At 63.2% G+C, this 13,764-nt stretch carries 9 protein-coding genes and 3 rRNA genes; 4 read left to right on the top strand and 8 right to left on the bottom strand.

The genetic code is table 11. The features are described 5' to 3' along the window. The first annotated feature begins 137 nt into the window (after positions 1 to 137). On the top strand, positions 138 to 374 hold the full coding sequence (locus ACQP2E_RS14330) for a hypothetical protein (RefSeq protein WP_433831747.1): 237 nt from the start codon (positions 138 to 140) through the stop codon (positions 372 to 374). A gap of 99 nt (positions 375 to 473) precedes the next feature. Here ACQP2E_RS14330 and ACQP2E_RS14325 read toward each other — a convergent pair whose 3' ends face one another. The 4 genes from ACQP2E_RS14325 to ACQP2E_RS14310 all read right to left on the bottom strand — a co-directional run bounded on the left by ACQP2E_RS14325 (position 474) and on the right by ACQP2E_RS14310 (position 6,712). Continuing rightward, a complete protein-coding gene (locus ACQP2E_RS14325) occupies positions 474 to 911 on the bottom strand; it encodes a CBS domain-containing protein (RefSeq protein ID WP_433831745.1) in 438 nt (145 codons plus the stop codon). Positions 912 to 1,515: 604 nt separating this feature from the next. Further along, a 5S ribosomal RNA gene (gene rrf, locus ACQP2E_RS14320) occupies positions 1,516 to 1,632 on the bottom strand. 98 nt (positions 1,633 to 1,730) lie between these two features. Then, positions 1,731 to 4,845: ribosomal RNA gene (locus ACQP2E_RS14315) — 23S ribosomal RNA — on the bottom strand. A 352-nt stretch (positions 4,846 to 5,197) separates the two neighbouring features. Further along, a 16S ribosomal RNA gene (locus ACQP2E_RS14310) occupies positions 5,198 to 6,712 on the bottom strand. Together the 16S, 23S and 5S rRNA genes form the textbook arrangement of a ribosomal RNA operon. A gap of 486 nt (positions 6,713 to 7,198) precedes the next feature. On the opposite strand from ACQP2E_RS14310, the gene ACQP2E_RS14305 reads away from it, so the two are divergent. After that, a complete protein-coding gene (locus tag ACQP2E_RS14305; RefSeq protein WP_433831743.1) occupies positions 7,199 to 7,804 on the top strand; it encodes a hypothetical protein in 606 nt (201 codons plus the stop codon). A 107-nt stretch (positions 7,805 to 7,911) separates the two neighbouring features. Here the strand turns inward: ACQP2E_RS14305 and ACQP2E_RS14300 are convergent, their stop codons facing one another. Then, positions 7,912 to 8,805 carry a TauD/TfdA dioxygenase family protein gene (locus ACQP2E_RS14300; protein WP_433831741.1) on the bottom strand — a complete coding sequence of 298 codons (894 nt, stop codon included), beginning with the start codon at positions 8,803 to 8,805 and terminating at the stop codon, positions 7,912 to 7,914. Between the two features lie 89 nt (positions 8,806 to 8,894). Next, the gene (locus ACQP2E_RS14295; RefSeq protein WP_433831739.1) at positions 8,895 to 9,899 is read right to left on the bottom strand and encodes a sporulation protein; all 1,005 of its coding nucleotides are present in this window, start codon (positions 9,897 to 9,899) and stop codon (positions 8,895 to 8,897) included. A 125-nt stretch (positions 9,900 to 10,024) separates the two neighbouring features. Between ACQP2E_RS14295 and ACQP2E_RS14290 the strand changes: the two genes are divergently transcribed. Then, positions 10,025 to 10,369, top strand: coding sequence for a cupin domain-containing protein (locus tag ACQP2E_RS14290; protein ID WP_433831737.1), 345 nt, complete (start codon positions 10,025 to 10,027; stop codon positions 10,367 to 10,369). Here the strand turns inward: ACQP2E_RS14290 and ACQP2E_RS14285 are convergent. Then, entirely contained in the window at positions 10,359 to 11,159 is an 801-nt protein-coding gene (locus ACQP2E_RS14285; RefSeq protein WP_433831735.1) for an SAM-dependent methyltransferase, read from the bottom strand. The genes ACQP2E_RS14290 and ACQP2E_RS14285 overlap by 11 nt on opposite strands. Positions 11,160 to 11,290: 131 nt before the next feature. On the opposite strand from ACQP2E_RS14285, the gene ACQP2E_RS14280 reads away from it, so the two are divergent. Then, positions 11,291 to 11,755 (top strand): hypothetical protein, encoded by a 465-nt coding sequence (locus ACQP2E_RS14280; RefSeq protein ID WP_433831733.1) that lies wholly within the window; start codon positions 11,291 to 11,293, stop codon positions 11,753 to 11,755. Here ACQP2E_RS14280 and ACQP2E_RS14275 read toward each other — a convergent pair. Next, the gene (locus ACQP2E_RS14275) at positions 11,659 to 13,761 is read right to left on the bottom strand and encodes a glycoside hydrolase family 15 protein (protein ID WP_433831731.1); all 2,103 of its coding nucleotides are present in this window, start codon (positions 13,759 to 13,761) and stop codon (positions 11,659 to 11,661) included. The genes ACQP2E_RS14280 and ACQP2E_RS14275 overlap by 97 nt on opposite strands. Between the last annotated feature and the right edge of the window lie 3 nt (positions 13,762 to 13,764).

Here is a 13,764-nt window from a genome sequence, read left to right as displayed (position 1 = left end):
GTCGGGTCCCCGACACGCCAGCGTTTACTGTCCGATTAGCGTCGGTTCCAGAGCGTGAATGAACCGCACAGTGAGGTTGAAGGGCGCAGGACGAGGGGCATAAGCCGACATAACCCCGATTTCCTGAGAGGTGAGCGATGACCACCACGACTGACCAGCTCAACACCACGCCGGCGACCCACTCCCGTACCCGTCAGGCGGTGTCGGCCGCGGGCACGAAAGCGACCTCCACCGCGCGCCAGAATCCGAAGTCGACGACCGCGGCCCTCCTCGCCCTGGCCGGCGCGGCAGCCGCCGCAGTCGTCCTGGGCCGCCGCCGAACCGCCGCCAAGGCGGCACCACGGAGCAAGCTCGCGGCACTGCTGAACCGCTGAGCCGATCCTCTCGGCCTTGCTGAACAGCTGAGCGGGTTGTGAGACCGACCGCCGCTGCCCGGGATGCCGGGCAGCGGCAGTTCGGCTTTCGAGCTGGTGTTACGTACGCTCCCCGGTGATGTAGTCGGCGAGCGTGCTCCGCTCGGACTCCAACTCGTCGATCCGGTTCTTCACCACGTCCCCGATGCTGACGACCCCCCGCAGCACCCCGCCGGCGACCACCGGCACATGCCGGAACCGGTGCTCCGTCATCAACCGCTCGACGTCCTCCAACTGCGCGTCCGGAACCACCGTCCGCACCTGCGTCGTCTGAATCGCGCTCACCGGCTCCGTCAGCACCGCCGCACCCCGCGCGGCAAGAGCCCGCACGATGTCCCGCTCACTGACGATGCCCTCAACCGCCGAACCTTCCCGCGACACCACCACCGCACCGATCCGATGGTGCGCGAGAACCTCAACCAGCCGCGCCACCGTAGTCTCCGGCGGCACAGTGACCACCTGATCACCCTTGACTCGAAGAATGTCGCTGATCCGCATCGTCGTCCCTCCCTGCATTGGGTCGGCACCGTACCCACCTCTATGCCGAACCCCCACCCTCCTGTCAAGAACCCCAAATTTCAGAACCCCCACAGAGGTACGCCAGGGCCAACCCTGCAGCTGCCCTCCTACCTCTTCCCCTCCTCGATCTTGTGGCCTTCCCCGCAACCAGCCCGGCCAAGTCCACAAGATCGGAAGCACGACCCGCGCAGACGACACAAGCAGCCGCCGACGCCAGCCGGACCTATCGAATAAGAGCAAACAAGCAAGCCGCCAAGGACGAGTGGCGAGCAAGCGCGAGTGGCGAGCCAGGGCGAGTGGCGAGCTTCGCAGTGCGGGAGTCGCCTCGCGTGAAATACCGCAAGCAGTAATCAATGCCGGCGTGGACCCGCAAAGGCCGCCGAGTTTCCTCGACCACCCAGGGTGACCGAAGGTCGATCGAGTAGGCAAGGTTTTGGGGCGGGGATAGGCCACGCAGGGATCAAGCCTGACCGCCCTGCGTGGCCTATCCCCGCCCCAAAACCGTCAAAGCCGGTAGCAAAAAACGGCGCAGAAACGCAGAAAGCCCACCCGGATAACCCGGGTGGGCTTTCATACAAGTTGAGTCCGGCGGCGTCCTACTCTCCCACACCCTCCCGAGTGCAGTACCATCGGCGCTGGAGGGCTTAGCTACCGGGTTCGGAATGTAACCGGGCGTTTCCCCTCCGCTATGACCACCGAAACAACGGTCAGCAGAATGACCAACCAGCAACCCAATTTCTGGGGTGGTTGTTCGTTTGCTGTGAATCACACAGTGGACGCGTAAGCATAAAATTTAGGGTGGTTAAGCCCTCGGCCTATTAGTACCGGTCAACTCAACACGTTACCGTGCTTACATTTCCGGCCTATCAACCCAGTAGTCTACTGGGAGCCTTACCCACTCAAGGTGGTGGGATACCTCATCTCGAAGCAGGCTTCCCGCTTAGATGCTTTCAGCGGTTATCCCTTCCGAACGTAGCCAACCAGCCATGCTCCTGGCGGAACAACTGGCACACCAGAGGTTCGTCCGTCCCGGTCCTCTCGTACTAGGGACAGCCCTTCTCAAGTATCCAACGCGCACGGCGGATAGGGACCGAACTGTCTCACGACGTTCTAAACCCAGCTCGCGTACCGCTTTAATGGGCGAACAGCCCAACCCTTGGGACCTGCTACAGCCCCAGGATGCGACGAGCCGACATCGAGGTGCCAAACCATCCCGTCGATATGGACTCTTGGGGAAGATCAGCCTGTTATCCCCGGGGTACCTTTTATCCGTTGAGCGACACCGCTTCCACACGCAAGTGCCGGATCACTAGTCCCGACTTTCGTCCCTGCTCGACCCGTCAGTCTCACAGTCAAGCTCCCTTATGCACTTACACTCAACACCTGATTGCCAACCAGGCTGAGGGAACCTTTGGGCGCCTCCGTTACCCTTTAGGAGGCAACCGCCCCAGTTAAACTACCCACCAGACACTGTCCCTCGACCCGATCAGGGCCGCAAGTTAGATACCCAAACCCAACAGAGTGGTATTTCAACAATGCCTCCACCCGAACTGGCGTCCGAGCTTCACCGGCTCCCACCTATCCTACACAATTAAATTCGGATACCAATGTCAAGCTATAGTAAAGGTCCCGGGGTCTTTCCGTCCTGCCGCGCGTAACGAGCATCTTTACTCGTACTGCAATTTCGCCGGGCCTGTGGTTGAGACAGTGGGGAAGTCGTTACGCCATTCGTGCAGGTCGGAACTTACCCGACAAGGAATTTCGCTACCTTAGGATGGTTATAGTTACCACCGCCGTTTACTGGCGCTTAAGTTCTCCGCCTCGCGATTACTCGCTAACAGGTCCCCTTAACGTTCCAGCACCGGGCAGGCGTCAGTCCATATACATCGTCTTACGACTTCGCATGGACCTGTGTTTTTAGTAAACAGTCGCTTCCCCCTGCTCTCTGCGGCCATACCACGCTCCACCCGCAAGGGGCTTCACGCGTCCGGCCCCCCTTCTCCCTAAGTTACGGGGGCAATTTGCCGAGTTCCTTAACCACAGTTCACCCGTCGCCTCGGTATTCTCTACCTGACCACCTGTGTCGGTTTAGGGTACGGGCCGCTCGAAGCTCGCTAGAGGCTTTTCTCGGCAGCATAGGATCAATGACTTCACCAGAACGGCTCGGCATCACGTCTCAGCCTCATATGCACCGCGGATTTGCCTACGGTACGGCCTACACGCTTACCCCGGCACAACCACCGGCCGGGATCATCTACCTTCCTGCGTCACCCCATCGCTAAACTACTACCCACAAAGGTCCTAGAATCCCGCATCGCCGGCCGAAGCCATTGAATTGATCAAATAGTTAGTACTATGAGGTTCGTCTTGGGCGCTTCTACGCGGGTACGGGAATATCAACCCGTTATCCATCGACTACGCCTCTCGGCCTCGCCTTAGGCCCCGACTCACCCAGGGCGGATTAGCCTGCCCCTGGAACCCTTGGTCATCCGGCGGAAGGGGTTCTCACCCTTCATTCGCTACTCATGCCTGCATTCTCACTCGTATGGCGTCCACGGCTGGATCACTCCGCCGCTTCACCCGCCATACGACGCTCCCCTACCCATCCACACACCTGAACAAGATCCTCAAGGGACCAAGCTAAGTTAATATGTGAATGCCACAGCTTCGGCGGTGTGCTTGAGCCCCGCTACATTGTCGGCGCGGAACCACTTGACCAGTGAGCTATTACGCACTCTTTAAAGGGTGGCTGCTTCTAAGCCAACCTCCTGGTTGTCAATGCGATCCCACATCCTTTTCCACTTAGCACACGCTTAGGGGCCTTAGCTGGCGATCTGGGCTGTTTCCCTCTCGACTACGAAGCTTATCCCCCGCAGTCTCACTGCCGCGCTCTCACTTACCGGCATTCGGAGTTTGGCTGATTTCAGTAAGCTTGTGGGCCCCCTAGACCATCCAGTGCTCTACCTCCGGCAAGAAACACGCGACGCTGCACCTAAATGCATTTCGGGGAGAACCAGCTATCACGGAGTTTGATTGGCCTTTCACCCCTAACCACAGGTCATCCCCCAACTTTTCAACGTTGGTGGGTTCGGTCCTCCACGTAGTCTTACCCACGCTTCAACCTGCCCATGGCTAGATCACTCCGCTTCGGGTCTAGAACATGCGACTAAAGAGCGCCCTCTTCAGACTCGCTTTCGCTACGGCTACCCCACACGGGTTAACCTCGCCACATGCCACTAACTCGCAGGCTCATTCTTCAAAAGGCACGCCATCACCACTGCTAGGGTGGCTCTGACGGATTGTAGGCGAACGGTTTCAGGTACTATTTCACTCCCCTCCCGGGGTACTTTTCACCATTCCCTCACGGTACTTGTCCGCTATCGGTCACCAGGAAGTATTCAGCCTTACCAGGTGGTCCTGGCAGATTCACAGCAGATTCTAGGAGTCCGCTGCTACTCGGGAACACCACAAAGAGGTCACACACTTTCGTCTACCGGGCTCTCACCGTCTACGGCCGACTTTCCCACGTCGTTCGACTAGCATGAAACTTTGTAACTCTTCGACTGTCTGTCAGAACAATCAAGTGGGTCCCACAACCCCGAATACGCAACCCCTGACAGGTATCACACGTATCTGGTTTAGGCTAGATCCGCTTTCGCTCGCCACTACTCACGGAATCACGGTTGTTTTCTCTTCCTACGGGTACTGAGATGTTTCACTTCCCCGCGTTCCCCTCACATGCCCTATGAATTCAGGCACGGATAACACGACATGACTCGTGCTAGGTTTCCCCATTCGGACACCCTGGGATCACAGCTAGGTTGGCAGCTCCCCCAGGCCTATCGCGGCCTCCCACGTCCTTCATCGGCTCCTGGTGCCAAGGCATCCACCGTTCGCCCTTGACAACTTAACCACAAAAAACAAGATGCTCGCGTCCACTGTGCAATTCTCAACCAACGACCAACCCACAACCCGATCAGTTCTCCACCAAAACCCCAGCAAGCTGAGCGGTATAAAGAACCAGGTCATGCCTGGCATTGAAGACCAACCACAAGGGTTGTTCTTTCAGATACCCAACAGGATGCTTGTTTTTCGCCAGGAATCCAGCCGCACCAGCTCGCTTTCCACACTCCCCGGAGGAAGCGGTACTAACGTCGCCGGCCGTTGCCGGTCCTGACTGGCCAGTGTCTCCGCCTTTGAGCACCCCACCACCACATTCGGGCGGTGCGGGCTACTGTCCGCTTTCGCGGAAAGTTGCTCCTTAGAAAGGAGGTGATCCAGCCGCACCTTCCGGTACGGCTACCTTGTTACGACTTCGTCCCAATCGCCAGCCCCACCTTCGACGGCTCCCTCCCACAAGGGGTTAGGCCACCGGCTTCGGGTGTTGCCGACTTTCGTGACGTGACGGGCGGTGTGTACAAGGCCCGGGAACGTATTCACCGCAGCGTTGCTGATCTGCGATTACTAGCGACTCCGACTTCACGGGGTCGAGTTGCAGACCCCGATCCGAACTGAGACCGGCTTTTTGGGATTCGCTCCACCTCACGGTATCGCAGCCCTTTGTACCGGCCATTGTAGCATGCGTGAAGCCCTGGACATAAGGGGCATGATGACTTGACGTCATCCCCACCTTCCTCCGAGTTGACCCCGGCAGTCTCCCATGAGTCCCCAACTAAATGCTGGCAACATGGGACGAGGGTTGCGCTCGTTGCGGGACTTAACCCAACATCTCACGACACGAGCTGACGACAGCCATGCACCACCTGTCACCGGCCCCGAAGGACCCCGTATCTCTACGAGTTTTCCGGCGATGTCAAACCCAGGTAAGGTTCTTCGCGTTGCATCGAATTAATCCGCATGCTCCGCCGCTTGTGCGGGCCCCCGTCAATTCCTTTGAGTTTTAGCCTTGCGGCCGTACTCCCCAGGCGGGGCGCTTAATGCGTTAGCTGCGGCGCAGAAAACCGGAGAGGTCCCCCACACCTAGCGCCCAACGTTTACAGCGTGGACTACCAGGGTATCTAATCCTGTTCGCTCCCCACGCTTTCGCTCCTCAGCGTCAGTATCGGCCCAGAGACCTGCCTTCGCCATCGGTGTTCCTCCTGATATCTGCGCATTTCACCGCTACACCAGGAATTCCAGTCTCCCCTACCGAACTCTAGCCTGCCCGTATCGAATGCAAGCTCGGAGTTGAGCCCCGAGTTTTCACATTCGACGCGACAAGCCGCCTACGAGCTCTTTACGCCCAATAAATCCGGACAACGCTCGCGCCCTACGTCTTACCGCGGCTGCTGGCACGTAGTTGGCCGGCGCTTCTTCTGCAGGTACCGTCACTTGCGCTTCGTCCCTGCTGAAAGAGGTTTACAACCCGAAGGCCGTCATCCCTCACGCGGCGTCGCTGCATCAGGCTTCCGCCCATTGTGCAATATTCCCCACTGCTGCCTCCCGTAGGAGTCTGGGCCGTGTCTCAGTCCCAGTGTGGCCGGTCGCCCTCTCAGGCCGGCTACCCGTCCTCGCCTTGGTGAGCCATTACCTCACCAACAAGCTGATAGGCCGCGAGTCCATCCCAAACCGAAAAACTTTCCACCAAGCACCATGCGATGCAAAGTAATATCCGGTATTAGCCCCCGTTTCCGAGGGTTATCCCAAAGTCTGGGGCAGGTTACTCACGTGTTACTCACCCGTTCGCCGCTCGAGTACCCCGAAGGGCCTTTCCGCTCGACTTGCATGTGTTAAGCACGCCGCCAGCGTTCGTCCTGAGCCAGGATCAAACTCTCCAACAAAATCTTTGGAAAAGCGTCCCGGCAACAAACAAATGTTGCCAAAGGAATCTCCCACCCATCCCCGGTAAGAGATGGGTCGGGGTAATGCCATTATTGGCACTGGCTTATCAAGCACCCTGTTGAGTTCTCAAAGAACAACCGCACACCGTTGCTAAAACCGCTTCCGCGGCCCGCTCCGGGGCACTTGCTCAAGTTTACCCGCTCGTTTTCCGCTCCGTCAAATCCGCGTTTTCAGCGAATTTCAAACGAATTAAGATCCCGTTCGAGCAACCCGCAGAACATTACACGGTCCGAAAACCGTGATCATTTCTGGGGTTTCCTCCAGGACGGCCGCGCCGGGCCCCTGTCGGGTCCCGCTCGCTCGCCCGTCTCCCTGGCGGCTCGATAAACAATACAGGCCACGCTCCGCAACGCCAAACCAGGGTCGTCGCGAGGCGCGTCACAACGGGCGCTGCGAGAAAACCCTAAACCGCGTATAACGAGGCCATGCGCACTGACGAACTCGCCGAGATGATCCAGGAGGTCCCGGGGACCCAGGTGTCCTACGGGCCCGGCCTGGTCACCGTTCATGTCCCGGCGATCGGTGACACCATTCGTCTGGCCTTCCGCGACGTGCTCGACGCCGACTGGGTTCACGTGCCCACCGGCGCTCCCGCCGTACAGGTTGACCTGCGCCGAAAGCACGAGTCCCTGCCGCTGATCATCACGGTTGACGACGTCGTCTTCATTCCCGCCTATGCCGACGATCTCGTCGCCCCCGAGGACGAGCTGCTCATCCCGGCGATGCCCAGTCTGATCTCCTACTCCGAGATGCACCGCGACGTGCGGGCGCTCGGCAAGGCGATCGACGACCCGGACATCGAGCTGGAGCCGGAGATCCTGGCGGCGACGCTGCTGGCGCACCGCTGTTTCCTCGCGGGTGCCATTCGTGTCGGCCTGTGGCCGGTCCGTGTGGCGGCCTGGTGGGAGTACACGTCGGCACGCTCCGCGAAGGACGTCCAGCTGGCTCGCTTCCGCGACGACGCGAAGTGGGACGAGTTGATTGCCGATGTGACAGAAGCCAGGCGCCAATCAGCGCCTGCCGAGATCTGAGCATGCCGCCGCCGGCTTCAACCCTTCTTGCGTACGACTAAAGGCTCGACAGGATCGCAGTGCTCTAGTGCGTACCCAAGAAAGGAGCCGGCGGCGAGTCGCCTGGCTCAGGCGACCTCTGACGGTGTGTAGTGAGCAGCGTCGTCACCCTCGATGAGGTAGCTCTTGTTACCGTCCGCGCCGACCGGGATGTCACCGGCAATCGTCACGCGGTGCAGACGACGAGGCAGGTCGCCGTAGTCGTCAACGGCGTAGTGCTGTGTCGACCGGTTGTCCCAGACCACCACGTCGCCGACCTTCCAGCTGTGACGCAACGTGTTCTCCGGGCGGGTGACATAGCTCTGCAGCAGACGCAGGATGTCGCGCGACTCGGTCTTCGACAGCCCGACGACCCCAGTGGTGAACCCGCCGATGAAGAGGTTCGGCGTGTTCGAATCAGGGTTGATGCGGACGACCGGGTGGGCGGTGCGGTACCGCGTCGACGTGAAGACCTTCTGGTACTCGTCCAGCTCGTCGGTACGGAACTGCGGGTGCTCGGCATAGTCGTATTCATTGCTGTGCACTGCCCACAGCTGGTCGGCGAGCACTCGCAGGTGCGACGGCAGGTCTTGATATGCCGCGGCGGTGTTGGCGAAGAGCGTGTCACCGCCATACGGCGGGATGACCAGACTGCGCAGCGTCGTCGCCTTCGGCGGGCTGAGTACGAACGTCACGTCGGTGTGCCACGTGTTGGCGCGAGCACCCTCGCCGCCGGCCACCTCCAGGACGTTGGTCTGCCCGTCGACCGAAGGGACGGTCGGATGCGCTGTGGTCAGCGCGCCGAAGATCCTGGAGAAGCGGACGTGCGCCTCGTCGTCGAGGTTCTGGCCGCGGAAGACCAGGACCTTGTGTTCGACCAGCGCGCTGTTGATCTCAGCGGCGAGGTCACTGGAGATGGGCTGGGCCAAGTCGACATCGAGGAACTCTGCCCCGATGCGGCCTCCGATGCGGCGGATCGTCATGCCCGCAGCATACATATCCCATCGATTGAATGGGAGATAGGAAAGAAAGAAGCCGGGCGGGCACGACGGCCCGACCGGCTCACACAGCCTTACTCGTCGCCGCCCTCGAAGGCGTCGCCGATCTCGTCGAAGACCTCACCAGCGACGTAGCCGGCGGCGAGACCACCCGCGACACCCATGGCCACCCCGCCCATGCCGCCGCCGTGGTGACCACCACGCCGGTAGTGACCGTGGTGCCCATAACCGGGCGGCGGGTAACCCGGCGCTCCGTAAGCCGGCTGACCGTAACCACCCGGAGCACCGAAGCCCGGCATCGACTTGCGCTTGTCGAGCGCCTGGCGGACCCAGCCGTCGACGACTGCGCGCCAGTCGGTGGTGTCGGCGTCCTGGTGCTGGACGGTGTAGCGACCGTAGGTGTCGTGCCCCTGGGTGAACAGGCCGCCGCGCTTGTCGAACTCGAGGACGACCTCGACCGCGTGCGGGCTGGTCACGAAGGTCAGCTCGACCTCGTTGATGCCGTGCGCGTACTGCTGCGGCGGGTAGTACTCGATCTCCTGGTAGAACGGCAGCGTCTGGTGCACGCCGTAGATCTGGCCGTGCTCGATGTCGGCGGACTTGAACCGGAAGCCGAGCTGCGCGAACGCGTCCAGGATCTTCTGCTGGATGGGCAGCGGGTGCACGTGGACGGCGTCGAGGTCGCCCTTGTCAACCGCGCGGGCGATCGCCACCTCGGTGCGGACACCCATCACCATGCCGCGCAGGCTCTGGCCGTAGACCGTGGTGATCGGGGTTTCCCACGGCATGTCGATGCGGAACGGGATGGAGACCTGCTGGCCGGCGGCGAGCCGCATCGGGCCGCTGACGGTGAGCCGGTGGAAGTCGGCGACGGCCGAGTAGTCACTGCCGCCGGACTCCACCTCCATCCGGGTGACCAGGCCGAGAGTGATGTGCTCGATATCGGCGTCCTGCGTCCCGCCGACCACGTTGACCTGGCCGGTCAAGGGTGCGCCCGGGTAGGTGCTGGGGTTGGACAACACGGTGTCCACGCTCGGCCCGCCGACCCCGAGGGCGCCCAGCAACTTCTTGAAGACCACTTTTAACTCCCGCTCCGGAAACCAGCTTGATCGAAAAACTAGCAATGCCCGCTGAAGAAACCCTGAGAAGCGATCGAACCCCTGCGAGGCTACGAACAGCCACGGTACGGCTATCGTGCAACGCCATGGAGCCTGTAGCTGTGTTTCCCCTGGCCGAGGTACTCGTGCCGCACGAACCCATCGCTGCCGATCAGGTGGTGAGCGGGGCGCCGACCAGTGGCGCCGCCACGGTCACGGCGCTGGACGGCCTGGGTGTCGAGATCGGCGTCTGGGAAATGAGCGCCGGTACGGCGACCGACGTCGAGGCGGACGAGGCGTTCGTGCTGCTCGCCGGGCGCGCCGTGATCGAGCTGGAGGACGGCGCGAAGTTCGAGATCAAGCCGGGTGACCTGGTACGGCTCGCCGCCGGCACGAAGACCGTGTGGCACGTCAGCGAGCCGCTGCGCAAGGTTTACGTCATCAAGGCTTGAGGCCGACGGCGCCGTACATCGACACCTCGGCGGCGGTCGGCCGTTCCCCGGCGCCGGGACGCCATTCGCTGATCGCCACGACGCCCGGGTCGATGAGTTCGAGGCCGTCGAAGAATCGCCCGAACGTGTCCTTGTCGCGCGGCCAGGCGTCGACGTGGCCGGCCGCGAGCATCTGGTCGTAGACCGCGGCGACGTGCGGGGGCACGAAGTCCTTGGTCGAGTTGGTGGCGACCAGGTAGCTCCCGGACGGCACCGCGTCGAGCAGTTCGGCGACCACGCTGCGGGCTTTCTCGTCGTCCGGGACGAAGTGCAGCACGGCGATGAGCAGGATGCCGACCGGCTGGGTGAGGTCGAGCGTGTCCCGCAGTTCGTCGGCGGCGAGGATGGCGCCCGGCTCGTTGAGGTCGCCGTGCACGAACGTGGTGACGCCGCCGACCATCAGGGCCCGGGCGTGCGCCAGCACCATCGGGTCGTTGTCGGCGTAGACGACCTTGCTGTCCGGTGCGATCGACTGGGCCACCTCGTGGGTGTTGTCCGGCGCGGGCAGGCCGGTGCCGATGTCGAGGAACTGCCGGACCCCGGCCTCGCCGGCCAGGTAACGGATCGCCCGGTTGTGGAACGCGCGGCCCTGCCGGGCGGCGGTGCGGACCGCCGGGTACGCCGCGGCTATCCGGTCACCGGCATCGCGGTCGACCTGGAAGTGGTCCTTGCCTCCGAGCCAGTAGTTCCACCGGCGTGCCGGTGAGACGGTCTGCTGGTCCACGGTGGGGCCGGTGTTGCTTGAGGTCACGCGAAGCCTCCGGGCCGACGAGGGTGATCGGTCAGGCACGCATCCTATCGATGAACGACGACACGAGCTGCCCGTCGACCATCTACATCGGACATTGAAAGAGATTCGGCTTCCGGCATATCGTTCCGGGCGTGGCCACGCAAGCTCCGCCCTACCGCCCGGTCCTGCCCGGCTTCCCGCCGGACGACACGACGCGCGGCAACGGCGGCTCGACGATCGCCGTGACCCTGCGGTACGCGCCCCTGGCCTTCCTGCTCGGCATGTACACCCCGGTCCTGGAGATCGACGGCCAATCGGTACCGGCGAGCTGGGGCCGGGTCGTCACGGCGGTGGCGCTCGGCCAGCACCACGTGCACGTCCACGTGCCGTACCTGATGCCGGACCGGATCGGTACGGCCGAAACCACGGTGCTCGCGGTTTCCGGCCGGACGGTCGAACTCGAGTACCGGGCGCCGTTGCTGTCGTTCCTGCGCGGCAACATCGGCGTGCCGCCGCAGCGTTATCCCGGGCTCGCTGCCGCCGTGGTGCTGCTACTGGTGGCCGTGACCCTGCTGGCCTGCGGCTGCGTGGGACTGGTCGTCAGCGCCACGGCGTAACGGTCGAAGACCGCCGCAGGCTGCTCCAGGATCCGCCCGGCGGCCAGATTCGCCGCCAGACGCACATACTGCGCGTGCGTCCAGGTCAGCGGCGTTGCCGAGGTGGTCGGGGTGCCGGCCGTCCGGTACGGCGGCTCCTTGTCCCACACCTGCTCGGGCAGCACCAGCGACGGCCCTGCCGCCCGGGCCATCAGCGCGAGCTGCTCCCGGCCCTCCCGCACCGAGCCGGACGCGATCGCGTACTCCCCTCGCTCACCGTTGAGCAGCGGCCACAGCCGGCCCCGGGTGATCCGCGACCCGGCCGGGAGCGGGAAGTCCCATTGGCTGCCGTCGGCCTTCTCGCCGTATCCGTCGAACGAGGCGCGGTACCAGTACATGCCGTCGCGTACCGGCACGCCGAGCTGCTCGTCGACGACGTCGAGGCTGGCGGTGACGACCGGATCGCGGGCCGGCAGCACACCGAGCCGGACCAGCTCCAGGAATCCCGGATCGACGACCCGGCGCTGGTCGACGCCGGCCGGACCGCTGTCGCCGATGTCGTAAGCGGTGCCCGCGTCGGGCCGGCCGTCCTTGGTGAGTCGCAGGAAGTAGGGCTTCTCCGAATACGGCCCGGTGCTGGTCACCGTCCATTTCTTGACGTTCGCCCGCCATGAGTCGGCGGTGGCCAGATAACGCTCGGCCGACGCCGTGTCGGACGACGCGCGGGCGATGGCGGCCGCACAGACCAGCCCGGCGATGCCTGCTGCGATCGTGGCCGGCGAATACCAGCGCTCCCCCGGGCCGGGCAGCGCACCGTCAGATTCGGTCAGGATGTCCGCCGCCTTCTTCACCTCGGGCCACTGCGACGTCCCGCCCAGCTGATAGGCGAGAACGATGGGCAACGCCAGCTCGTCCCTCTGCCGCACCGTGAACAGGTGATTCAGCGCCCGCACCGCCCCGGCCCGATCACCGGTGGCAAGCAGACCGGTCGCTATCTGATAGAGATCCATTGACCGGGCCAGGTGATAAGAACCGGACGGATCCTCGCGCCCGAACGCCCAGGGCGCGGCCGGGGCGGCGATGTAGGCACCCCTTCGCGTCTTGTCCTCGACAGCGGCCAGCAGCATCGCCGACGCGTTCCACAGCCGCCGATCCGCACCGGCCGGCGGCCGGTTCACGCTGTTCAGATAGCCGTCCCAACCCCGCGCATAAGCCTCCCGGACAAGATCAAAACCTTTGTTGAGTACGGTCGAAGCGTCCGTGAGAGCAGCAGGACCGAACCCGAGGGCGAGTGTCGCGGTGTTCGCCACCTCCGCCGTCTGCACCAGATTTCCGGGCTTCGCCGAGGTGTAGTGCCAGTCCATCCGGCCGTCGGCGAGCAGATCCGTCCACCCGTCGCTCACCCCGGCGAATCCGCTGGAGGTGGCGAGCAGCGGCGGTGACGACACGAGTGCGCTGGTCACCGGGCCGTCGGTGGCGATCAGGGCGTCGCCTTCGGTACGGCCGGAATCGCCACTACGACTGTTGTTCAGCGCCGGATCGAAGATCGTGTACAGCCGGTGTCCCTCGCCGGTGAACCGCACCCTGATCAGCAGCACCGCCGCCTCCGGATCCACCGTGTAGTCCGCGACGAGCCGCCATTTCGCCGCCGGGTCGGTGAACGTCTGCCGGTAGCTCAGGCTGCGGTCGCCGACCATTTCGGTCACCGGCTCCGGGGTGCGCACCGCGGGGCCGGACGATGCGGCCACTGCGAATTGCAGGGCGCGGGCGCTGGGCGTACCCAGGTCGGGGTAGAAGATCTCGGAGCCGCCGCCTCCTCGCGCGAGGGTGACCCACACTTTGCTGCGGGTGTTTGCCGAGGTCAGGAGGCCGGTTTTGTCGGCCGGAAGGTACTGCTGGTCCTTGCCGGGCGCGCCCGGCGCGTCTGCTCGCGCGACCGGCGCATCCGCTCGCGCGACGCGGGCAGCGGGCGGGTTCAGGCCGATGATCAGCGCGAGCAGGGCGGTTGCCGTTTTTTGGTACGCCATGAC

The sequence above is a fragment of the Actinoplanes sp. CA-015351 genome (genome assembly GCF_050955685.1).
GTDB lineage: Bacteria > Actinomycetota > Actinomycetes > Mycobacteriales > Micromonosporaceae > Actinoplanes.
Note: the sequence above shows the minus strand (reverse complement) of the source record. Positions and strands in the feature narration are given on the sequence as shown.

Bases quoted from the DNA above. Each gene is read 5' to 3' on its own strand.
- ACQP2E_RS14330 (WP_433831747.1), top strand. From the start codon at position 138: ATGACCACCACGACTGACCAGCTCAACACCACGCCGGCGACCCACTCC.
- ACQP2E_RS14325 (WP_433831745.1), bottom strand. From the start codon at position 911: ATGCGGATCAGCGACATTCTTCGAGTCAAGGGTGATCAGGTGGTCACT.
- ACQP2E_RS14305 (WP_433831743.1), top strand. From the start codon at position 7,199: ATGCGCACTGACGAACTCGCCGAGATGATCCAGGAGGTCCCGGGGACC.
- ACQP2E_RS14300 (WP_433831741.1), bottom strand. From the start codon at position 8,805: ATGACGATCCGCCGCATCGGAGGCCGCATCGGGGCAGAGTTCCTCGAT.
- ACQP2E_RS14290 (WP_433831737.1), top strand. From the start codon at position 10,025: ATGGAGCCTGTAGCTGTGTTTCCCCTGGCCGAGGTACTCGTGCCGCAC.
- ACQP2E_RS14275 (WP_433831731.1), bottom strand. From the start codon at position 13,761: ATGGCGTACCAAAAAACGGCAACCGCCCTGCTCGCGCTGATCATCGGC.